This window comes from Allorhizobium ampelinum S4 (assembly GCF_000016285.1).
In the GTDB taxonomy this organism is placed as follows: Bacteria; Pseudomonadota; Alphaproteobacteria; order Rhizobiales; family Rhizobiaceae; genus Allorhizobium; species Allorhizobium ampelinum.
The window spans coordinates 811,907-834,672 of record NC_011988.1 but is presented as its reverse complement, the minus strand read 5'-3'; the positions used below and the strand labels follow the sequence as shown (position 1 = coordinate 834,672).

The 22,766-nt window shown below is 56.6% G+C and carries 21 protein-coding genes; 7 read left to right on the top strand and 14 right to left on the bottom strand.

The window, feature by feature from the left end:
* The first annotated feature begins 28 nt into the window (after positions 1-28).
* Positions 29-2,713, top strand: a complete 2,685-nt coding sequence (locus tag AVI_RS20800; protein ID WP_012654112.1) for a winged helix-turn-helix domain-containing protein — start codon at positions 29-31, stop codon at positions 2,711-2,713.
* A gap of 216 nt (positions 2,714-2,929) precedes the next feature.
* Here AVI_RS20800 and AVI_RS20795 read toward each other — a convergent pair whose 3' ends face one another.
* Both AVI_RS20795 and AVI_RS20790 read right to left on the bottom strand, forming a co-directional pair.
* Positions 2,930-3,628: a L,D-transpeptidase gene (locus tag AVI_RS20795; protein WP_041698593.1), complete on the bottom strand. Its 699-nt coding sequence runs from the start codon at positions 3,626-3,628 to the stop codon at positions 2,930-2,932.
* Between the two features lie 127 nt (positions 3,629-3,755).
* Positions 3,756-4,508: a L,D-transpeptidase gene (locus AVI_RS20790; RefSeq protein WP_234617667.1), complete on the bottom strand. Its 753-nt coding sequence runs from the start codon at positions 4,506-4,508 to the stop codon at positions 3,756-3,758.
* 242 nt (positions 4,509-4,750) lie between these two features.
* On the opposite strand from AVI_RS20790, the gene AVI_RS20785 reads away from it, so the two are divergent.
* Positions 4,751-5,398 carry a DNA-3-methyladenine glycosylase I gene (locus AVI_RS20785; RefSeq protein WP_012654109.1) on the top strand — a complete coding sequence of 216 codons (648 nt, stop codon included), beginning with the start codon at positions 4,751-4,753 and terminating at the stop codon, positions 5,396-5,398.
* Here the strand turns inward: AVI_RS20785 and AVI_RS20780 are convergent.
* The 5 genes from AVI_RS20780 to AVI_RS20760 form a co-directional block, all read right to left on the bottom strand.
* Positions 5,387-6,088 carry an HAD family hydrolase gene (locus AVI_RS20780; protein ID WP_012654108.1) on the bottom strand — a complete coding sequence of 234 codons (702 nt, stop codon included), beginning with the start codon at positions 6,086-6,088 and terminating at the stop codon, positions 5,387-5,389. The two genes, AVI_RS20785 and AVI_RS20780, sit on opposite strands and share 12 nt — an antisense overlap.
* Positions 6,089-6,158: 70 nt before the next feature.
* Complete coding sequence (gene copM, locus AVI_RS20775; protein ID WP_012654107.1) at positions 6,159-6,527, bottom strand: CopM family metallochaperone; 369 nt, start codon at positions 6,525-6,527, stop codon at positions 6,159-6,161.
* Between the two features lie 73 nt (positions 6,528-6,600).
* Positions 6,601-6,984, bottom strand: a complete 384-nt coding sequence (locus AVI_RS20770) for a hypothetical protein (protein ID WP_041698590.1) — start codon at positions 6,982-6,984, stop codon at positions 6,601-6,603.
* 44 nt (positions 6,985-7,028) lie between these two features.
* Complete coding sequence (locus tag AVI_RS20765; protein WP_012654106.1) at positions 7,029-8,138, bottom strand: glycosyltransferase family 4 protein; 1,110 nt, start codon at positions 8,136-8,138, stop codon at positions 7,029-7,031.
* Positions 8,139-8,175: 37 nt separating this feature from the next.
* Entirely contained in the window at positions 8,176-8,940 is a 765-nt protein-coding gene (locus AVI_RS20760; protein ID WP_012654105.1) for a hypothetical protein, read from the bottom strand.
* Between the two features lie 112 nt (positions 8,941-9,052).
* On the opposite strand from AVI_RS20760, the gene hisS reads away from it, so the two are divergent.
* Positions 9,053-10,705 carry a histidine--tRNA ligase gene (gene hisS / locus AVI_RS20755; RefSeq protein WP_012654104.1) on the top strand — a complete coding sequence of 551 codons (1,653 nt, stop codon included), beginning with the start codon at positions 9,053-9,055 and terminating at the stop codon, positions 10,703-10,705.
* A gap of 399 nt (positions 10,706-11,104) precedes the next feature.
* On the opposite strand, the gene AVI_RS20750 is transcribed toward hisS, so the two are convergent.
* Positions 11,105-11,554: a hypothetical protein gene (locus AVI_RS20750; RefSeq protein ID WP_012654103.1), complete on the bottom strand. Its 450-nt coding sequence runs from the start codon at positions 11,552-11,554 to the stop codon at positions 11,105-11,107.
* Positions 11,555-11,764, bottom strand: a complete 210-nt coding sequence (locus AVI_RS20745) for a hypothetical protein (RefSeq protein ID WP_041698588.1) — start codon at positions 11,762-11,764, stop codon at positions 11,555-11,557.
* A gap of 920 nt (positions 11,765-12,684) precedes the next feature.
* Between AVI_RS20745 and AVI_RS20740 the strand changes: the two genes are divergently transcribed.
* The 3 genes from AVI_RS20740 (at position 12,685) to hisG (ending at position 15,950) form a co-directional block, all read left to right on the top strand.
* Positions 12,685-13,125 carry a hypothetical protein gene (locus AVI_RS20740; protein ID WP_012654102.1) on the top strand — a complete coding sequence of 147 codons (441 nt, stop codon included), beginning with the start codon at positions 12,685-12,687 and terminating at the stop codon, positions 13,123-13,125.
* 1,014 nt (positions 13,126-14,139) lie between these two features.
* Entirely contained in the window at positions 14,140-15,258 is a 1,119-nt protein-coding gene (locus AVI_RS20730) for an ATP phosphoribosyltransferase regulatory subunit (protein WP_012654100.1), read from the top strand.
* The gene (gene hisG / locus AVI_RS20725; protein ID WP_012654099.1) at positions 15,258-15,950 is read left to right on the top strand and encodes an ATP phosphoribosyltransferase; all 693 of its coding nucleotides are present in this window, start codon (positions 15,258-15,260) and stop codon (positions 15,948-15,950) included. The genes AVI_RS20730 and hisG overlap by 1 nt, the downstream gene beginning before the upstream one ends.
* A gap of 844 nt (positions 15,951-16,794) precedes the next feature.
* On the opposite strand, the gene AVI_RS20720 is transcribed toward hisG, so the two are convergent.
* A complete protein-coding gene (locus AVI_RS20720; protein WP_012654098.1) occupies positions 16,795-17,241 on the bottom strand; it encodes a DoxX family protein in 447 nt (148 codons plus the stop codon).
* A gap of 166 nt (positions 17,242-17,407) precedes the next feature.
* Here AVI_RS20720 and AVI_RS20715 point away from each other — a divergent pair, with 166 nt between their 5' ends.
* Positions 17,408-18,118, top strand: coding sequence for a glutathione binding-like protein (locus tag AVI_RS20715; protein ID WP_012654097.1), 711 nt, complete (start codon positions 17,408-17,410; stop codon positions 18,116-18,118).
* A gap of 26 nt (positions 18,119-18,144) precedes the next feature.
* On the opposite strand, the gene AVI_RS20710 is transcribed toward AVI_RS20715, so the two are convergent.
* The 4 genes from AVI_RS20710 to AVI_RS20695 form a co-directional block, all read right to left on the bottom strand.
* Entirely contained in the window at positions 18,145-18,630 is a 486-nt protein-coding gene (locus AVI_RS20710) for a hypothetical protein (RefSeq protein ID WP_041698586.1), read from the bottom strand.
* A gap of 64 nt (positions 18,631-18,694) precedes the next feature.
* The gene (gene glcF / locus AVI_RS20705) at positions 18,695-20,008 is read right to left on the bottom strand and encodes a glycolate oxidase subunit GlcF (protein ID WP_041698584.1); all 1,314 of its coding nucleotides are present in this window, start codon (positions 20,006-20,008) and stop codon (positions 18,695-18,697) included.
* A gap of 20 nt (positions 20,009-20,028) precedes the next feature.
* Positions 20,029-21,246, bottom strand: coding sequence for an FAD-binding protein (locus AVI_RS20700; RefSeq protein ID WP_012654094.1), 1,218 nt, complete (start codon positions 21,244-21,246; stop codon positions 20,029-20,031).
* Positions 21,243-22,676 carry an FAD-linked oxidase C-terminal domain-containing protein gene (locus AVI_RS20695; RefSeq protein ID WP_012654093.1) on the bottom strand — a complete coding sequence of 478 codons (1,434 nt, stop codon included), beginning with the start codon at positions 22,674-22,676 and terminating at the stop codon, positions 21,243-21,245. The genes AVI_RS20700 and AVI_RS20695 overlap by 4 nt, the downstream gene beginning before the upstream one ends.
* Positions 22,677-22,766: the final 90 nt, after the last annotated feature.

Genomic DNA, 22,766 nt, shown 5'->3' with positions numbered 1-22,766 from the left:
AGCGGATGCGACATAGCACGTTTTCTTCATGAACTTCACTCTGCGATTTCAGCCCCCGATCAGTACCCAGAGCGCGATCAAGCGCAGGGCAATCCTGTCGCATCTTTCCGCTGGCGGATTGAAACGGGTGACCACCATCATTGCGCCGGCTGGCTATGGCAAGACATCCCTGGCTGCGCAATGGTTCGATACCCTGCGCGCCGAAGGCTACAGCCTCTCCTGGCTTGCGCTGGATCAGGAATATAGCGACCAGACACAGTTCCTCCTGTTGCTGCTGGAAGCCGTCAACGCCCTGCGTCTGGAAGAAGGCACAGGTGTTGATTCCAGCATGACCGTCGCCTCGCTTCTGGCCTTGTTATCCACGCGGTTGCGCAAGATCACCGAGCCGGTCATCCTGTTTCTGGATGACTATCACTTCGCCCAGACCGATGCGACCGAGGCAATCGTCGCGCGCCTGTTGGGCGACCAGACTCTGAACCACCTGAAGCTGGTGCTGATTTCGCGCACGCCACCGCGTTTTCCGGTATCCGCACTGCGGTTGAAAGGCGAATTCCGCCAGGTCAATATTGCCGAACTGGGGTTTTCCGACCAGGAAGCTGAGGAGTTTTTTGCCGGACAGACTGCCAGCTTGAGCCGGGAGCAAGTCGCTGGGCTCAATAAAAGGACGGAAGGCTGGGCGGTTGCCTTGCAGATGATCCGGTTGCTGATTGCCGAAAATGTCGATGGCGGCACGCTGTTCACCACCTTCGACGGCGGCAATGCCGAAATGGGTAGCTATTTGTCGGAGCAGGTGTTTGCCAATCTGCCTGAAGATGTGCAGGAACTGCTTTTAAAGACTGCGCCTTTCCCTACCGTCAATCGCGATCTCGTCGAGGCCGTCTTCGCCGATGCCCATAGCGCCGACTTGCTTGGCAAGTTGGGAGATCATGCCCTGCCGGTCGCCCTCCTGGCTGGCGGTGGCGGCTGGATCCGCTACCATCCGGTTTTCAATGCCTTCCTGAAGGAAGAGGCCGCTCGACGTGGCTATCAAGTCCAGGATGTTCTGGAACGGGCAGCGCGCTGGTTCCAAACAACAGGTGATTTCGATGCTGCCGTGCGCCATGCGCTGATGAGTGGCAATGCCAATCTGGCCGCGGAAATCGTCGAGACCAGCGGCGGCTGGCGGCGGGTCTATACGACCAGCCGAGGGGGTGCCAGCGTGTTCAACTCCATTATGGCCAATGTTTCGGCCATTGATCTCACCTGTTTTCCACTGACCACGCTTGGCCTGTCGGTGGTCAGTGCCAAAGCCGGGCATCTTGATGCCGCCAACCATTATCTCGGCATTGCGGAGAGGGCCGACACGGCTGCTCCGGATACGTTTACCAGTGATCTGCGAGTGGTCCGTGTGCTGCTGGGGCTGTATTTCGACCGCCCTGCCTGCGCCGAAGACTTGGCCGCATTGGAAAACGATCTGACAGACATTGCCAGCACCGAACTCGTACACCGCGCCATGGTGTTGAATATGCTGTCTTATAATTTCCTCGACCGCAGCGACATGGATCGGGCCTTGCATTACGGCCATCTTGCGGTTCAGACGTTCCGTGACGGCGGTGCTGATTTCGGCGCGGTACATCTTTACACCCATATCGGCCAAGCTGCTTTTTTCAGTGGCGATTGCTCCGGCGCTGAGGAGTATTATCAGCAGTTGATCGATGAAGTGCAGGCCTGCATTGGCAAGGGCACCGATCTCGACGCCTTGGGACAGGTGCTCAAGGCAGAATTGCTGGTCATGCGTGGCGATCTGGAGGCCGCCGGGCCTTGTCTGCGCTGGGCCTTGCCGCATCTGGAGCGCCATGATGCCTGGTTCGATCTTCTGGCCGCTGGGTTTACCGCCCAGCAGATGATCTTCCGACTAGAGGGCGACATGACCGCGGCCCATGCGCTGGCGGACCGGACACGGTCGGCGGCCAAGCGGCGTGGTTTTCATCGGTTGATCCGGCTGATCGACGGCGCCCGGGTGTTGCTCCTGTTGGAAAGCGGTGATGTTGAGCAGGCGATTCGCTACGCAAAGGCCCATGGCTTCGGCATGGAAGACATCACCTCGGTGCCGGATAATAATCTGGCGATCCATTTGCGTGGATTGACGCCGGCTCTGCTTTGGGCACGCATCCATTTGGTTCGCGGCGATCTCGAGCGCGCCAGACAAGCGCTTTCCATCCTGATTAGCCAGCAACTAACGAAAATCCACGATCTTCGCAGCGTGGAACTGGCGCTTCTCGACATGCGTCTGTTGATTGCCGAGGAAAAACGCGAGATCGTTGCGGCCCGCTTGGAAGATCTGCTGTTGACCTTTCCGATGGAAGATTTTCGGGCCATGATCTGGATTGAAGGCGACGATTTCCTGGGCGATCTCAGGGCAATTGCCGAGGAAAGTCCGATGTCGGCAGTTCTGCGTCAACGGCTACAAGCCCTGCTACCGGAAGGAAAGGTGGCGCCGGAGACCAGCGAAGACATGCCGCTTCACGGTCTCTCGTCATCCGCGCTGACAGACAGAGAACTTGCTGTCATGGCGCTGCTCAGCCAGGGCTTCAGCAATAAGGAAATCGGTCGTAAACTGGCCTTGAGCGACAACACCATCAAATTTCATCTGCGCAATATTTTCGCAAAGCTCAAGGTCACTACCCGCACCGCCGCGGTCGGTGCCGCTCGCCGCGCTGGCATCTCACTGTAATTGCAGTTTTATAGCAAGGTAAGTAGATGGCCGAATTCTCGTTTGGTTTTGCAAGGCGAGGGATCGGCTTAACCCGGCTGCACCAAGCGAGTCGTCGTGAAATAGCATATTATAAGAAGAGCCATTGAACACGACTCTTCTAATTTCGCTTTCGAATATCTCAAGCCTTTGATGCATGTGAGATATTCGAAATTTCTCGACAGCGAAAACCCGGCATCAGCCGCCGAAGATCGTCCGCAGTAGGTCGATACCACGGTCATCGAAACTCACTTCGCCCTGCTTATTGCCGGGACCGACCACGATAACCTTGCTACCGATTTCGGCGCGGGCATAGAGATCCTCGACATCCTTGTTGTTCATACGGATGCAACCCGAGGACAGGTTCAGCCCGATGGACCATGGCTGATTGGTGCCATGAATGCGGAAAATCGTATCGCGATTGCCCTTGTAGAGATACATGGCGCGCGCACCGAGCGGATTATCCGGTCCTCCTTCCTGCACGACGGGGAGGATATGACCGCGACGCGCTTCACGCACACGCATTTCTTCCGGCGGACGCCAGCTTGGCCATTCCACCTTGCGACCGATATTGACGACACCCGACCAACCGAAACCCTCACGCCCGACGCCGACGCCGTAGCGGATCGCCCGGTTATTGCCCTCGACGAGATAGAGGAACTTATTGTTGGTATCGATGATAACAGTACCTGGCGCCTCATCGGTTTTGAGCCGCACCAGCCGCCGCTTGAATTTATCGGGAACCTCCCGCTTCATCATCTGCGGCGTTACAACGCTGCTGGCCGTCGAGTTGGCCGGATCGTCCGCTCTCGGTGCTGCTGCCGAGCCTGACGCTGGCAAGGCCAGTGCTGCCATCATCAATGCGGCCATCGCCACACCCGTTCCCCTCATCCGCATAGGCAATTTCCCTCTCCAAACAGTTCGAGTAAAACTATCCAAGCTTAGCAATGTTGCAAGCCGTCTCCGGTCGATTTTGTCAAAAAAGTGACAAGAGTGTGACTTGAAATCAGCAGCCTACCTCTGGTCACATCACGATGACTTTCGTACCCACGGGTACGCGGCCATAGAGATCCGTTACATCCTGGTTACGCATCCGGATGCAGCCGGAAGACACGCCATAGCCGATTGTCCATGGCGCGTTGGTCCCGTGAATACGGTAGAGGGTCGAGCCAAGATAAAGCGCCCGTGCGCCCAATGGATTTTCCGGCCCACCCTGCATACGGGCCGGCAGATAATGGCCCTTGGCAGCTTCGCGCGCGATCATTTCCTGCGGCGGAATCCATTCCGGCCACTCTGTCTTGCGGGTCACCTTGTGCTCGCCCGCCCATTCAAAACCGGGCTTGCCGACGCCGACGCCATAGCGGCGGGCCATTCCTCCGTCCATCACCAGATAGAGAAAGCGATTATTCGTATCGATCACCAGCGTGCCCGGCTTTTCTCTGGTCTGGTAAGCGACAACCTGCGGCAGGAATTGTGCGGGCGTCGCCGACATCTGTCTGGGCGCGGGCATGGCCGACGCTTGTTGAAGCGCAGGCCGCAGCGGTGCGGCGGAAGCGGCAGGTTGGCGGTATTGTTGCGGAACCGGCTTGCTCACCGGGCGATAGTAAACGGGCTGGACGGCAGAAGGCCTGCTCGGATTAACGGCTGGTGGCTCAGCCCGCACACCCAATTGCAATAGCCATGGCGCTGCGAGGTCCGGGCTGACGACAACCGGTGGCCGAATTTGATAGCGATCCTGCGCCAAAGCTTGCCCGGCTATGGCCGGTAAGGTGAGCATCACTGACAAGGCAAAACAGGCTTTCAGGAGAAAACGCGGTGACAGCATCGGCTAAACCCATTTTTTAAAGCGATCAGGACCCACAGTCCGTTGGGATCAACCTGCCACCGCCGCTTGTGGAAATGGTAAACGCGCCTTCATTCAAATTGCCGTCAAGCACGAAAGCTTTCGTCAGGGTTAGTATTTCGTTTGAAAAAACAGTGAACAAAGAGTAAACAAAAAATCGAACAAGGGGAGCGGGAATGGATAGTGCGGGATTGATTGCAGATGACGCCGGCGTATGGCGCTGTTCGTGGCATGGGGGGCTTACCGATTACCGCCACTATCATGACGAGGAATGGGGCCGCCCTGTTACCGACGACCACCGCCTGTTTGAGAAAATCTGCCTGGAAGGCTTTCAATCCGGCCTGTCCTGGCTGACCATCCTGCGCAAGCGAGAGAATTTTCGCGCCGCCTTTGCCGGTTTCGACTTTGCAAAAGTGGCACAGTTCGATGATGCGGACATAGCCCGCTGCCTCGCCGATACCGGCATCGTACGCCATCGCGGCAAGATCGTTTCCACCATCAACAATGCCCGGCGGGCCTTGGAATTGCAGGCAGAGTTCGGCTCCCTCGCCGCTTATTTCTGGCGTTTTGAGCCTGGTCCCGAAGAACGCCCGACAAAAATGGATTATGCGACGCTGCGCGCCAATCCCACCTCGCCCACCTCAATCCGGTTGTCGAAGGAATTGAAAAAGCGCGGCTGGAGTTTTGTCGGCCCTACCACCGTATATGCCTTCATGCAGGCGATGGGACTGGTTAATGATCACCTGGAAGGCTGCGTCTGCCGGGAGAGTGTGGAGCAGTTGAAGGCCGGATTTGTAAGACCGAGCCAACCCTCAGCCAATTGAGGCAACAAGTTCCGGCAAGGCGCTGATCTCAGGTAATTCTCGAAAGCGGGGTGCATCGGCAGGCTTTTCCACATGCTCAAAAACCCAGGTCAGTTCATGGGGCACGAACACACCCCAGGCCCCGACCGCCAGCGCTGGGACGATGTCGGATTTCAGTGAATTGCCGACCATCATCGCGCGTTCCGGCTCATCGCCGTGCTTTGAAAAAAGCCGCCGATAGGTGGTGGCGTTTTTATCGGAGACGATTTCAACCGCGTCGAAAAAGTCGCCAAGCCCCGATTGCGCCAGCTTGCGCTCCTGGTCGAACAGGTCGCCCTTGGTAATCATCACCAGGAAATATCGCCCCGCCAAGGCTTCCAGCACATCGCGCACGCCGGGCAGTGTTTCTACCGGATGGCTGAGAAGATCGCGGCCAATCGCCAGGATCTCGCCGATCACCGCGCCGGGCGCCCTTCCCTCGGTAATTTCCAGCGCGGTCTCAATCATCGACAGGGTAAAACCTTTGATGCCGAAACCGTAATGGGCCAGATTACGCTTTTCCGCCTCCAATAGCCGATCCGAAATCATCGACGGCTCGGCGTAATCGGCCAGTAGCGACCGGAAATGCTCTTCCGTCAGCCGGTAGAATTGCTCGTTCTGCCACAACGTATCGTCGGCATCGAGGCCAATGGTGGTCAGCGCCCGTGTCATCTCTTCCTCCAGCTTGGCAAGCCGCATGGCTGCCTCAAGCGCATCAGTTGCCCGAGACAGCCGCAGCGGTTTATTGACCGTGCATCTCAAGCCATTGCTGCATCATGGCAATTTCGCCCTGCTGCGCCTTGATGATCTCTTCGGCCAGCGTGCGGATCTTTTCGTCCTTGCCATATTGCAACTCCACCTTGGCCATGTCGATAGCGCCCTGATGGTGGGCAATCATTCCGCGCACGAAATCCACATCGGCATTGCCGGTCATCGGCATGACCATGGCCTTGTGCATCCTGGCATTGGCGGCGGTAAAAGCCTTGCTGGATGGCGCTTTCGACGTCGTATTCGACGGCATGGAATGGTCCATGCCTTTCATAGTGTCCTCAGCATAAGCGGCAGTGCTGGCAAGCAACAGGCTTGCGGCGAGAATAAGGGTTTTGACCATGACGGTCCCTTTCTGATGATGACAAGTCAGTCGAAATCCGGCCTTTCCCGGATTCCATAGGCTCTTTCATCCATCAGAAACGAGGCGGCGGCACCAAGGGCAGAGGGGCAAGCGACAGCAGCCGAGGAGCAGATGACGGCAACGGCGCATCCCCCACCATTGGCTTGCCCAAAAGAGTGGAAAAATCCGCAAGCAGGCTCACGCAGGCCGCGCAATGGCCACACCCCATTGCCTGGTGCTGGTCGGGACAGTTACGATCCATCTTGTGGACATGCTCAGATGGACTTGCTGCGTGAAATGGCGATGCAGTCGGCATCGAATCATGGCCTTGGTGTGTTTCGGCACCGTGCATCGTCATCGGCGAAACCATACCGCCAGTGGCAGCCATGCCGCTGACGGGCATGGCAGCATAAGCCAGAGCGGCAACAACCAGCATGAGGCGAAGAACGAGAGCCATGATGGTAGTGTATGCCGATAACCTCACGAGGCAAGCGTTTTCACTCAGCCTTTTCGGCCTTTGATTTGGCCTGCCAGATCCAGCCATTGCTGCGCCCGGCGCGCCCAGGTGAAGTGCGTCCTGACATGCTCCGTCCGCTCCTGACGCCGCGCCGCAGCCGCAGCCGGATCTCGCTTCATCGCAAGCAGCGCCTCGCTGGCAAACTCGATATAGGTGTGCGCGAGTTCATGGTAGGATGGTGCCATATCCATAAACTGGCCAATCCCTTCCAACACTTCCGGCAGTGCACCAAGCCGTGTTGTCAGCACATCCGCCCCACTTGCCAAGGCTTCGACCGCGGTGATGCAAAAGGTTTCCTTGAATGTTGATGGATATGCGAGAGCCGCGACATCTCTCATGACTTCAGCCAGCTCTTTTTGCGAAACCGATTCATAATAGCTCACCCCCCTCAGATTGCGCGCCACCTCATAGAGATAGACATGGGGGTCGTGCTGTTTTTCAGGCGCATAAATCTTCATGCCTGAGAAGACTTTCAGCTCCGCTCCTGGCACCCGGGCACGAATGGATGGAAACGCTAGCAACAGAACCTCCAATCCACGAAAGGGCGTGCTGCTGTAGGTCAAGACGGGCGGAGCGCCAGTCTCAAACCATGCCGGCTGCAAGGGATGTTCCAGAAAAGCCGGAGAGACGGCGTTTCCAATCACCGTGGCCCGCCTCGTGTCAATACCGAAGGCGGTAGCATACTCATTCACCTGCCAATTACTGACCATGACAAAGGCGTCCCAAACGGCTTGCTCATCGACATTTCGTAAGCTCGCAACGGCACCCTGGTTTGCAGCATGATGGCAATAAAGCACCATGGGAATGTTCTCCGGCACGACCTGACGAAATTTAATGCCCAACGCCACCGAAACCACGACGACGATATCGAACTGGCCGAAGCCCTCACGTCCGATGGTGCTGCTTTCAACCAGCCGAACGCCCTTTACCACCCGCTCGTGGCTTGGATTGTTCATCAGGGTCACCGTGGCGCCAGCCTTGACCAATTCCTCGGAAAGAAAGGCAATGGCAGATTGCGTGCCGCCGAGTGGCTTTTGCAGAGGCGTTTCCGGATCGTAATCGATGCCACCCGTATCGAGAAACAGAAAATTCATGCAACCCCCAAATGGCTCATGTCAGCAATAATTCGAATCAACCTGAGGAAGCATATATGACCTTATGGAGAATCCGGTAGTCCTTGCTCTCTTCCCCCAACGGCACGACGGGCCAATCCCAAACCTGCTCTGCTTCAGGCGGCGCAACGCCCGCCAGAAGATCGGTTTCCTCGCGTAAAACGCCATTGCGGTCGATGACGGAAAAGGAAATATCCGTGAGCAAACAGGTGCGGGCGGGCAATTGCGCCAACCCGTCAAGATGGGCGCGGATCAGCTGGGCCACGCTATCGTGAGGCATTGCCCCCACCGCCTCCCCGGCCAGCCGCTTTTTCGCGCCCATGCCGATCTGGGAAAGAAGATTGGCCGAGACCACCAGATCAAGCCAGGGAACGCGGCGCAGGAAATCCAGCGGTTCCGGCACCTCTCCCTGTTTCAGCGCATCGTAACCGGAGAGATCGCGCTCTATAAAACGGACGTTTTTCAGCCCCTTCATCACCACCCAGGCCCGGACGCTGGCGACATGCACCAGATCCACCAGCACGACCGTATCGAAGGCCCGCGACATCTCGACAATAGGCACATCGCGCAGCAGGCCGGAGCCAAGCACGACAACCGTGCGACGCGGCATGATCGGCTGCGCCGCATGCAGGATCGCCCGCTTGCAATTACCCTCATGCTCGGCCCAATCGCTGGCGCAGCGGCGGGCGCGCGACCAGAGATTGATGGAATAGCGGATATAAGGCCGATGCGCTTTCGACGTCACCCACCATGTTGCCGCGTAATTCAGCGCTTCGAGGATCATTCCCGGCCTATAGCATCGGCGTCGGGCCGAAACCAGCCTTCGGCCTTGCCGCTCAAGGCGTCATCCACTAAGACAGCCGCAACACACACTCCCCTAGCATTCGGTGCCGATCATGAGCGAAAAGACCAAAAAGCCCCAGAAACTGAGAGCCCGCCTGCCGCGTGGTTTTGTGGATCGGGAAGCCCATGATATCCGCGCCGTCAACGAGATGACCGCGAAAATCCGCGAAGTCTATGAGCGCTACGGCTTCGATCCCGTGGAAACGCCGCTGTTTGAATATACCGATGCACTCGGCAAATTCCTGCCCGACAGCGACCGCCCCAACGAAGGCGTGTTCTCGCTTCAGGACGATGACGAGCAGTGGATGAGCCTGCGCTACGACCTGACCGCGCCTCTCGCCCGGCATGTCGCTGAAAACTTTAACGAAATCCAGCTGCCCTACCGCACCTACCGCGCTGGCTATGTGTTCCGCAATGAAAAGCCCGGTCCGGGCCGCTTCCGCCAGTTCATGCAGTTCGATGCCGACAGCGTCGGCGCGCCGGGCGTGCAGGCTGATGCCGAAATGTGCATGATGATGGCCGATACGCTGGAAGCACTGGGCATCCAGCGCGGCGATTACGTGATCCGGGTGAATAATCGCAAGCTTTTGGATGGCGTTCTTGATGCAGCAGAGGTCCCAGACTTCAAAAGATTAGAGACACTCAGGTCACTAGACAAGTTCGATAAATTTGGGACTGGCGGCGTAAAGCTTCTCCTTACAAATGGAAGAAAAGACGAGAGCGGTGACTTTACCAAAGGCGTAGGCTTAACCGAACAGCAAGCAGATTCTCTGCTATCAATTTTTGCGCCAGGAAATTCATACCGTTGCAGCTATTTGAAGGAAGATGGCACTGTTGGTTTCTTCGAAGGAAACCCTGATGTAATAATTCAAAATTGGGACGACGTATTAAGAAGTCATAATGAAATTGGGTTGGCAAAATTTTTTGGCGCACCATCTGAAAATCCTAGTTTAATGGCCCTTTTAAATGCGAACATTGCTTGCAAGGGTCAGCAAAAGGGCATGGAGGGGGTCGTAGAGTTGCTTTCTATGTTAAGAATATTCCAAGATGCCGGTTATGACGAAACACGTATCCGCATCGACCCATCCGTCGTCCGCGGCCTCGAATACTACACCGGCCCCGTCTACGAAGCCGAACTGACCTTCGACGTTACCAATGAAAAAGGCGAAAAGGTCGTCTTCGGCTCAGTTGGCGGAGGTGGGCGGTATGATGGGCTCGTGTCGCGCTTCATGGGCCAGCCCGTTCCGGCCACCGGCTTTTCCATTGGCGTCTCCCGCCTGATGACGGCCTTGAAAAACCTGCGCAAGCTGGGTGCTGACGAGGTGATCGCGCCGGTTCTGATCACGGTTATGGATGGCGATGTGGAGAGCATGGGGCGCTATCAGCGCTTTACCCAGGCGCTTCGCAATGAAGGCATTCGTGCTGAGATGTATCAGGGCAACTGGAAGAAATTCGGCAATCAGCTGAAATATGCCGACCGTCGCGGCTCCCCCATCGCCATCATTCAGGGCGGCGATGAGCGCGAACAGGGCGTGGTGCAAATCAAGGACCTGATCGAAGGCAAGCGTCTGTCGGGCGAAATCACCGACAATACCGAATGGCGCGAAGCCCGGGTGGCGCAGATCGTTGTGCCGGAAGCAGAGCTGGTTGCCAAGGTGAAGGAAATTCTGGCCGCCCAGGCGGACGATCGGGCGCGGGCGAAGTGATACTTAATTCCTCAAATCGAAGAGGGTTTAAGGAATTACGCATTGCGTCTTTCAGTTCAGACTGAACCACAAACACGACACTTTAGAGCATCAGAGTACACGACGCAAAGATTTCAGGGCTTCGCCACCCCCTCATCCGGCTGCCGCCACCTTCTCCCCGCTGGGGAGAAGAGACCAAGCTGATTGCACTGAAGCTCAAATTAACGTTGAAAGAACAAAACGCTGCCTCGCATCTCTTCTCCCCAGCGGGGAGAAGGTCCCGGCAGGGGGATGAGGGGGTAAACGGCATATCAATACGCTTGCGTCGTGTACTATGTTAGAGCATCGGACCGATGCTCTAAATTTTACTCTGCCGAAAAAACACACAATGCAGCCATCAAACTCCACACTTTCACAGCATCAACGTTTGACGAACTCCAGCCACTGGGCCTTGAGCTCATCTTGCAGCCGCTTGTTTAAGCGTTTTCCATGCAATTTTCCGGATTTGTCCGGTCCGAAAAAGGACCGAGTCCAAGCCAACCGAAGAACATTATCAAGCTGGAAGACCGTATCGTAAATCAGTCCGAGTTCTTGCTTGTCTTCTTCTCTGTGAATGTGGAACCCTCTGGGCGGAGGGAATTTGTCGATTTGCTTCGTGCCGTATACCGTCTCGATCAGGCCAGCCAGAACCTTTTTGCCATCGCATTCGATTTCAGCTTTAAAGGATCGCCTGACCAGGCAGGGTCGCAGATCCTGCCCTGGCTTGTCTGGCTGTTCTTGATAGGGGAAACGGCACCAGACTATAGAAAAAGCGGTCGGAATTCCGACCGCCGCAACATCATAATAGTCATCAAATGCAAATTCAGGCACTTACCAGCCGGCCTCGCCGGTTGGTTCCCATGCAGCATTGCGAATAACATCGCCGTAGCGCTTATCATTTTCGGCCTTGATACGGCGCTCGAATTCCTCAGAGCCAATGTTGCCATAATCATCGCGGTCTTGAATGGCCGTCGAAGCCTTAAGATCATTCACATCGGTGCTAAGTGCTAACTGGAAATTCGCGGTATATGAGACGGCCATTTTAGCCTCCATAACTTTGCACATATCAAATCAACATGACCGTGCAATAAATGTTCCCGACGCATACAATATCGACGGGCATTTGTCGATTGCAAACAGCTTACAACCCGACAGATAACAATCGGTAAAACTGGATCTGCATCGTCTTGCTTCCCACCCGTATATCGGGTGCGTTCATCGATATGTCAATTGAACAGTCCGCGATAAACGAGGCATGGCAATTGATACAACGAACCCTTCGTGCGCCATATCACAGGACACGATGTAAACGTCTCTCGGCTTTGCCGCCCCCTCATCCCCCTGCCGGGGACTTCTCCCCGATGGGGAGAAGAGACCTGCGGCATCCTCTTGTGCCTTATACGCGCGGCAAAAGCTGATAAACGCCTTTGCCCGCAGCCTCAGGATGAGGCTCAGTGCTGTCGTGTTGACCTCTTCTCCCCTGCGGGGAGAAGTCCCCGGCAGGGGGATGAGGGGGCGAAGCCAATTCATCAAGGTGCGTCGTATACTCTTATATGGCGCGCAGCGCTGTAGAGCATATCACCTGTTTAATTTAACATTTGCAACTAAATCTCTCTCTCCTCCGGGTATTTGGCCCCCTTCCCCGTCCACTCTTTATACGCTAGAACCAGTTCAGGATCGGTTGTAACGCACCGATCCCGGAGCGTAGAAACTCCGCGCAGAACGGCCCGTGTCGGTCGTTATAAAGACACCCCTCAGCCATAGGTTTGTGGCTGAGGCGGTGGGCTATGTCTATATGGTCCACTCTCCATCCTTCTATGGTCGGGGAGGCCTTGGCGTATGTCCAGAGCTTCGGCTTAAAGGCCAGGGCGGTCGTTTCTGTGCGGCTTTTCTACCTCCCCGATCGCCAGAGACCGTTCTCTGGCGATCGCTTGGTTTTCAAGCGTGGGAGGCAATGGACAATGGCCGATTACAACCTCTGGGCCGATCTTTTCGATACGTGGCAATCCTCATCCGACTGGATCAAGGCGCTGGTCATCGTGACACCGCCGGTTTTTGCGATCAGCGTGTTGGCCCTGCTGCTGCGCTACAGGCGGGAGAGACCGGGAACACCACCCCAAGCCGCAATTTACCAACCGCCACAGCGCCCGGAAGACTCGGCGGAGATCATCGACGTCACCATTCTTGACGCGGCAACCAACCTTCAAACCCGACTAGAGGAAGCCCGCCACGCCCTGCTGCCACAGAACCGCACCCTGCCCGATAGCGAAGAATTGGGGCGCCGGACCATCCGTCAGCAGATCGAACAGATCATTCTCGAAGAATACCACCGCCGGTCCGATCCGGCTGACGCCCTTGAGCGCGTGCGGCAATTCTTGAGACAACACCAGACCCTCGGATAGGCCCAGACTGCTGACAAAGCCCTTGCATGTATCCTCAACGTCATGCTCGGCCTTGTGCCGAGCATCTAAGCACGATAATTTAATCCATCAACGTCAAAGACTTATTCGGAGACAGCAGACCCTCGGGACAAGCCCGAGGGTGACGAAATGCCGAGATCGGAGTTTGTCAATAAACTGGACCCTCTCAGAGGGCCGTCATTTGCCTGAGGATTGACGATAACCAAGGCGTTTGCGGGGTGACGCCCCGCTCTAGCTCCGGTAATCTGAAGCGGCAGCGCAGGCCACGGAGACAGCTTTGCAAGACAGCGCCCCCATTCCAGTTTCGCAATGGAACGAGATGAAAAAGCTCGAAGCCTCGTGGTTCGACCGGCTGTCAACCGTCTGCCTTACGGTCGGCGTGGCCGCGCCGATAGCCGCCAGCAGTCTCTCGCCCAATGGTGATCATAAATTACCGCTGCTTGGCTTCGTCTTCTGGATTTTTCTGGCAACACGACGTCACTTGATGAATTGGCTTCGCCCCCCTCATCCCCCTGCCGGGGACTTCTCCCCGCTGGGGAGAAGAGGTCAACACGACAGCACTGAGCCTCATCGTGAGGCTGCGGGAAACCGCTTTTGCTGCGCGGAGAAGGCACAAGGATGCCGCAGGTTTCTTCTCCCCATCGGGGAGAAGGTGGCGGCAGCCGGATGAGGGGGCGGCGAAGCCGAAAAACGTTTGCGGCGTGTACTATGCTTTCCGAACCTCAGAGACGATCGATTCTTTTGTTATCGTTTGTCTTTTCGGGAAAACCGGGGTCCACTTTTCCCTGCCAAACTGGTAGGTTCTCTATTCTGGAGATGAAACAGTGACAAGTTTTGAGCAGATCTACACTGTCATGCCGCTTGGCCTGCTGGTTCTGGCCGGGGGCCTGCTGGCCTATAAAAAATGGCAGCATAGTCAGACCCATCATTGACATAGCAGTCAAAGGGTGGTGTTCGGATTATCCCGAATGCATGCGTAACTGACCGGGATAGTCAATGCCTCTGATAAACATGCCGGATTTCGCCGGTGCTCTCCTTGATGACTTTGCCGCGCGTGGCGCAGCAAGGGTCGATACCCCGGTTATCCAGCCAGCCGAGCCGTTTCTGGATATGGCGGGCGAGGATCTGCGCCGCCGAATTTTCCTTACCGAAAGCGAGACTGGCGAAAGCCTGTGTCTGCGACCGGAATTCACCATTCCCGTCTGTCTCAGCCATATCGAAAACGCCACCGGCACGCCAAAACGCTACGCCTATCTGGGTGAAGTGTTTCGTCAGCGTCGCGAAGGCGGCAATGAATTCTATCAGGCCGGTATTGAAGATCTTGGCGAGCCAGCCACGGCCCGCGCCGATGCCCGCGCCATTAATGATGCCATCGGCATTCTGCACAAGCTGCTGCCCGGACGGCCTCTGACCGTGATGCTCGGCGATCAGGCGGTGTTTGAGGCGGTGGTCAAGACACTGGGTCTACCCTCCGGTTGGCAAAGACGGCTGATCCAGGCGTTTGGCGACAGCACCCATCTCGATCAATTGTTGAAAACCCTGGCCAGCCCGCAAACGGCGCATGGTCTCGATCCCGCTGTGGAAGCGCTGCTATCGTCGGGCGACGAAGCCGGGCTGATCGCCCATCTCGACCGGACCATGGAAGACACCGGCTATTCAACAAATGCCAGCCGCAGCCCGCGCGAAATTGCCGCTCGGCTGAAGGAAAAGCTGGCGCTGGCGGAAACCCGGCTGGATGGCGCGGCCCTGTTGCTGCTGCGCGAGTTCCTGTCGCTGGAATTGCCGCTGAGCGAAGCCACCGCAGCCTTGGCGGGCTTTGCTGATGCCGCAGGTCTGTCGCTGGGTGCGGCTCTTGACGGATTTGAGGCAAGGATCGCCGCACTGGCCGACCTTGGCGTGGATCTCTCCCGGATCACCTATCGCGCCGCCTTTGGCCGACCACTGGATTATTATACCGGGCTGGTGTTTGAAGTGGCGCTCTCCGGCGAAACCGCCGTTTTGGCCGGTGGCGGACGGTTCGACCGGCTGCTGACCCTGCTCGGTGCGAAACACACCATTCCCGCCGTCGGCTTCTCGCTGTGGCTGGACCGCATCGAACTGGCGAGGGCGCGCTGATGACCATTACCATCGGATTGCCCTCCAAGGGCCGGATGAAGGAAGACGCCTCGGCGATTTTTGCCCGTGCAGGGCTGACCATTACCGCTGTCGGCAATGACCGCTCCTATCGCGGCCGGGTCGAAGGCGAGGATATCGAGATTGCCTATCTTTCCGCCTCGGAAATTTCCCGCGAAATCGGCAATGGCACCGTCGATTTCGGCGTCACCGGTGAAGATTTGATCCGTGAAGAGCTGGCGGATGCCGACAAGCGCGTCGAAATCGCCGCACGGCTTGGTTTTGGCCACGCCGATGTGGTGGTCGCCGTGCCTGACATCTGGCTGGACGTGGACAGCATGGCTGATCTGGGGGATGTGGCGCAGGAATTTCGCGCCCGCCATGGCCGAAGATTGGCGATAGCCACGAAATACTGGCGCCTGACCCAGCAGTTCTTCTCCCGCCAGCATGGTATCCAGCTTTACCGGATCGTCGAAAGCCTGGGTGCCACCGAAGGCGCACCCGCCGCTGGCCAGGCCGACATAATCGTTGACATCACCTCCACCGGCTCAACCCTGCGGGCAAACCACCTGAAAGTGTTGAGTGATGGCATCATCCTGCGCTCACAAGCGTGCCTGGTTCGCGCCCGCAAGCCCGAGCATGAAGGCAATGCTCAGATTGGCAAAATCATCGACGCTGTCAGAAGCGCACTCTGAATTATCAGAGCAAACATAATGTAGTCGACTGCTTCCAACATTTCCCAAATTCAATAATGACGTAAAAGCTCAGGGTCTGAATAGACGCTGGGCTTTTTTTCGGAAAAATTTATATTTCACTAAATATAATTAAATACATGTTTATTCAACCTGAATATATAAAAAATAAAGAATATAATTTTTGATAATTATTTAATTTTGAAATATCGCATCATCGTTTTTATATGAAATTATTTTATGGCGCAAATTGACGACTAAATTGATTTAAAATATCTATTTTACGACATTTTCAGTATGTATTTATGGAAAAAATATCAAATAATGATATTTCAATCATAATAAATAATTGACTCCCGCAAAAATAAAAACCTAAATGATGTACACGGAAAAATGATGATAAATGAATTTATATTTTACAACAAAATATAAATGAGCGTTATTTCCATGTATTTAACATGCAATAACTTTTCTAATTTTTCCGTGATTGTTCATTTTATCATATCTGGGGGTAATGATGAAATACCATATGAAAGCACTTCTTATTGTATCGTTGTTCTTGGGCACTGGTGAAACACTCACCCTAGCAAACGCAGGGGTCTGCAATCCGTTCACTAAGGTTTGCTCCGGCCCTCACGGTGGCTAAGGCTGTTTAGAGTTTGTCAGGGAAAACAGGGGTTCCTTTCCCTGACAAATTACCAGCCGATGACCGTGATCCATAACAGCATGCCGTTCAAAGCAAAAAGCCCGTCGGATCGCTCCGGCGGGCCTTTGTATTTATCCCGGCTTTAAAGAGCCGCTCGATACAGGAAACTTTTATCGGCTATATTGAATAGCCACCTGCATATCAGGCAAGAGCCAGCTTACCACCGCGACGGGCGTCGAGCGAGTAGGCGCCTGCTCCAACCGTTGCCAGCAGGATATAAGCGCCAGCAAGGGTGAAGTTCTTCATCATCATGATGCCGTTCAGCGTGTTGATCCAGCCGAGTGCTGCATCCGGCCAGCCGGGAACGGCAACCGTGCCGCTATGGAAGACAGCGCCGGTGAAGATGCAAAACAACGCCAAGGCCCAGCCGACGATCTTCGTCTGAAAGCCAACGAGAACTGAAAGACCGGTGATCAACTCAAACGCACCAGCCAGATAGGCCAGAGCCGTCGCAGCAGGCAGTCCAGCGCCCGTGATCATGCCGGCCGTGGAAGCCGGATCGGTCAGTTTGCCAAAGCCAGACAGAATGAAGATGAAGGAGAGAAGAATTCTGGCGAGCAGAAGGATCGCGTTATTGGTATTTGACATGGGAGGCTCCAGTGTGATGACTGCGGGACGCAAATTGGTTAGAAAACTGTGAAGCCGTTTTCCCACATCTCTACTGTTTCAGATAGGTGGACAATAATTGACGTATCGTTCACAATTTGAGAACAAACACCATCTTCGACACCCTGGCATTCATTAGGATATTGTCATGACTGACCTTTCTTCCTTCCCGATCACCCAGCGCTGGCCTGCCCAAAATCCAGAGATCATTCAGCTCTATTCGCTGCCGACGCCAAATGGCGTCAAGGTATCGATTGCGCTGGAAGAGCTGGATCTGCCCTATGAGGCGCATCTGGTGACGTTTTCCGACAATTCGCAGAAGTCGCCAGAATTCGTCTCGCTCAATCCGAATGGCCGCATCCCGGCTATCCTCGACCCGCATGGACCTGATGGAAAACCGCTTGGCGTGTTCGAATCGGGTGCAATTCTGGTCTATCTGGCCGAAAAGACCGGACGGCTTTTGCCGAAGGACGGCCCCAGCCGCTACAGCGTCCTGCAATGGCTGTTCTTCCAGATGGGCGGCGTCGGGCCGATGTTTGGCCAGTTCGGCCATTTCCACAAATATGCCGCCGATAAGGTCGCCAACAATTCCTACCCGACGGAGCGTTACCGCGACGAAACCCGTCGCTTGCTGTCCGTACTCGAAGCAGAGCTTGCGCATCGTCCCTGGCTTGCCGGTGACGAGTACAGCATTGCCGATATCGCCACCTGGCCGTGGGTGCGGTGCATTACCGCTGGTTATGAAGCCGCCGAGGTGATTGGTCTCTCCAATTATCCCGCCGTCATGGATTGGGCCGCTCGCGGTGAAGCCCGTCCCGCCAGCCAAAAGGGTCTGAATATTCCGCCGCGCCCAGTGTGAGGCTCATCTTGATCGAGCTGACCTGATCAGAAACGTTTGCAATTCAACGCACCATCCCGCTCCACTGCGGCAGCGGGATGGGTGTTGCCTTGCGGGCGCACGGTCACGGCATAGCTGCCGGCAAAACGGTTGATATCCTCTCCCTGCATGCTGGCCTTCAACACTATGTCGACACTCATCATTTCCCCACCATCGCCTGAGGTGGAGGAGGTGCGAAGCTGAAAGCTCCGATCGTCACGTCTGGATTGCACCATGTCAGCCATGGCAAGCCGAACCGCGCCGGTCACTGTCCTATCCTCGCCCGACACGCCCTGCCCCGGCTTGAACACCATGACACCACGAAGATTTCCCAGCGGCCAGCCTGGCTCTTCCTTGAAAGCGGCCTCTATCGACAATTTCAGTTGGCCATCATCCACCGCGCAATAATAACGATCCATGGCCTCTGCCCCTGGTGTCAGGCACGCCAAAATCACCACGGCTTCATTCAGGATCAATACAAATCGGTTTATCATCGCCCGCCCTCCAGACAGGACCCAGCAACAGGGTTGCTAAAAAACCGATCCTTGCATACTGCGATTATAAATCCTTTAATTTCTGGGGTTTTTCTCCGCCAAACGCCCAGTTGAGCAATTCGACAGTGTGGACGACAGGGATGTCGGTTCCCGAACCGATCTGGGTCATACAACCAATATTACCAGCAGCGACGACATCCGGATTGACCGCCTGGATGTTGCGCAGCTTGCGGGCTTTCAATTGCTGCGAAATGTCCGGCTGGAGAATATTATAGGTTCCAGCCGAGCCGCAGCATAAATGCCCTTCCGCCGGATCACGCACCGTAAACCCTGCCGTTTTCAACAGTAATTTCGGCAGGGCCGTTATCTTCTGGCCGTGTTGCAGCGAACAGGCGGAATGATAGGCAACGGTCACGCCCTTATCCGCCTGCTGCGGCAGATCCAGACTGGCGAGGTACTCGCTCACGTCCTTGGCCAACGCAGAAACCCGTGCGGCCTTGGCGCTATAGACCGGGTCATGGCGCAGCATATGGCCGTAATCCTTGATGGTCGTGCCGCAACCGGATGTGGTGATAACGATGGCATCCAGGCCGCTTGTCTCACCCGAGCCGATCTCAGCCATCCAGGCATCAATATTACGCCGGGCCGCGGCAAGCGCATCCGTCTCACGCCCCATGTGATGCACCAGCGCCCCGCAGCAGCCCTCCCCCTTGGGAACGACGACCTCGATACCCAGCCGGGTCAGGAGCGCAACGGTCGCGTCATTGATACCGGGATCAAGCACCGATTGGGCACAGCCGGTCAGAAGCGCCACCCGGCCTTTGCGATTGCCCCGCGCCGAATGCAAACCCGGACGCGACACAGGCGATGGATAAGGCACATCCTGAGGCGCCAGTCGCAACATCGCCGCCATAGGCTTCAAGGCGGCAACACGCTCCATCAGTGGCGCAAAGGGGCGTCCGAGCCGGGCAAAGGCCAGCGCCACCCGCATGCGCCCCGGATAAGGCAGCACCGCCGCCAGCAGCTTACGGATCAACCGGTCGGCAAGCGGCCTCTTATAGGTATTTTCGATATGGTTGCGCGCATGGTCGACCAGATGCATATAATCGACACCGGAGGGACAGGTCGTCGTACAGGCCAGACAGGACAGACATCGGTCGATATGCGTGACGATTTCCTCATCCGCCGCCCGCCCGTTTTCCAGCATATCCTTGATCAGATAGATGCGCCCGCGCGGACTGTCCAACTCATTGCCAAGCGTGACATAGGTGGGACAGGTCGCGGTGCAGAAGCCGCAATGCACGCAACGGCGCAGGATTCTCTCGGCTTCAGCGGTTTTTGGATCGGCAAGTTGGGCCAGCGTGAAATTCGTCTGCATTATCTACCGCTTCCTGCTCGCTAACTGGCCAACCTTGCGCCCGTGAATCCCGGATCAAATATCCCCGACGGGTCGAATTTTCCCCGCAACCGCTGCGACAACAATGCAACGGCTGCCTCTTCCGGCTCAAAAGCAGCAACCGACACCCTTTGTGTATCGCTGGCGCGTATCAAAGTCGCATGGCCGCCGCCCAGGGCTTTGATGCCGGCACGCACAAGGTCTGCATCGGTATCCGCCTCCATCTGCATCCAGACCAGACCGCCCTGCCAGTCGTAAAAGGCATCGATAGCCGCATGCAGGCGTAGGCCAGCGACCAGGTGATGGCCTGCGGTCGGTGCGACGGATACTTTCCAGACAGGCTTGTCCAACATGGCCGCGAAGGGGCGTACATCGCGGATTTCCCGCCAAACAACAAGACTTTGCGGCTCATCCAGCAGCGTGACGGGTCCAAGCCGTTCCATCACCGCTAAAAGCTTTTCCGTCCGCTCGCGCACCGAGGCAGGCAGGCCTTCCAGCCGCAATACCGTGGCTGGCCCATCCGGTAGATTTCCGCCGATCAGGCGGGGTCGAACAAGTTCCGGGAGATGGGCAGCGCCTGTCACCTCGACCGGCATGGCAAGCGCGACGGCCATGGCATGGGCGGCAGCCGCGTCGTCAAGACCTGACACCACAACGGTTTGTGTCAGGCGCGGACGCGGCAGAACCTTGAAGGTGACTTCCGTCAGAAACCCAAGCGTGCCGTGTGAACCGGCCAGAAGCTTCGCCAGATCGAGCCCGGTGACATTCTTCATCACCCGCCCGCCTGCTTTGATCGCCTCGCCTTTGCCATTGACGAAGCGAACACCCAGCAGGTGATCGCGCGCCGCGCCTGCCACAAAGCGCCGAGGACCGGAAGCATTGACGCTGAAGGCGCCGCCAATCGTCGGCTCCCCTGTCGTCCCCATCAAACCGCGATGATCCGGCGGTTCAAAGGCCAGCGACTGGCCTTTCTCAGTCACCGCCGCCTCGATCTCAGCCATCGGCGTCCCGGCTTTCGCCGTCAGCACCATTTCTGCCGGATTATAGGCAACAATCCCGAAAAGCCCGCTGGATGACAGTATCGCATCGGTCTCAAGGCGATTGCCGAAGCCTGCGCGCGTACCGCCACCCTTGATGGCAAGCGCCCTGCCCGTCGTAGCGCTCTCGGCGATGATTGCCGCAGCCTCATCTTCCGTTTGCGGTGCCAAAAACGCGCTCACGCCCGGCCCTCCAGTGGAAAGACCTTGCTGGGGTTGAGCAGCCAATCGGGATCGAAAGCCGCTCGGACCGCCATTTGCTGGTCAAGATCAGCCTTGGAAAACTGATGGCGCATCAGGTCGCGCTTTTCGATGCCGACACCATGCTCGCCGGTCAGGCAGCCACCGGCATCGACGCAAAGCTTGAGGATTTCATTGCCTGCCGCCTCCGCCTTGGCGGCATCTTCGGGATCGTTGATATTGTAGAGGATCAGAGGATGCATATTGCCGTCACCGGCATGAAAGACATTGGCAACCCGCAGGCCGTAACGGTCAATGATCTCCGAGGTCTTTTTCAAAACATAGGCCAATTGGCTGAGCGGCACCGTGCCATCCATACAGATATAATCGGCAATCCGGCCCGTCGCCCCGAAGGCGGATTTGCGACCTTTCCAGATCAGGGCTGCTTCCGTTGCCGATTGGCTTTCGCGGATGGTTTTCACCCCATGGCGGCGGGCGATTTCGCAGATATCGGCCAGCGTCGCCTCCATCTCGGCGTCCGATCCCTCGACCTCGATAATCAGCAGTGCCTCGACATCCATGGGATAACCGGCATGGGCGAAGGCCTCGCAAATTTCGATGGCGGGCTTGTCCATGAATTCCATCGCCACCGGCACGATGCCAGCCCCAATGATATCGGCAACGCAGGTACCGGCGGCCTCGGCGCTATCGAAGCCGAACAGGACCGGACGTGCACCTTCCGGCTTGGCCAACAGCCGCACGGTCGCCTCAGTGACAATGCCCAGTTGCCCCTCCGAACCACAGATCAGGCCAAGCAGATCGTAACCGCTGCTATCGAGTGCCTTGCCGCCCAGTTCAATCACCGTGCCATCGACCAGCACCATCTTTACGCCGAGAAGATTGTTGGTGGTCACGCCATATTTCAGACAGTGCGCACCACCGGAATTCATGCCGATATTGCCGCCAATCGTACAGGCCAGCTGCGAACTAGGATCGGGCGCGTAGAAAAACCCCTGCGGCCCAACTGCTTCCGAGATCGCCAGATTGGTCACACCAGCCTGCACGGTGGCGGTGCGGTTCATGAAATCAATGTCGAGAATTCGGGTCATGGCCGACAGGCCGATCACCACCGCATCCTCCTGGGGGATCGCGCCGCCAGAAAGCGAGGTTCCCGCGCCGCGCGGCACGACTGGCAGCTTATGGCGATGGCAATATTGCATCACGGCCGCCACCTGCGCCGTCGTTTCAGGCAGAGCGACACAGAGCGGCTGGCGGCGATAGGCCAGAAACCCATCGGTCTCGAAAGGCACCAGCTCTCTTGGCCGATGGATCAGCCGCTCCTTGGGCAGGAGTTCCGACAGTTCGGCCACGATCCGGTCACGCCGATCAAGAATGCCAGCATCGGGCTTTAGAAATTCAATGGTATCGGCCATCCAGTCCTCCCGAAGCGCCGCTCAGATGCAGCACCTTATCTGCGTCGGCCAATTCCTCAAATGAAAACCGTGCGGAGATGGCCATCCTCT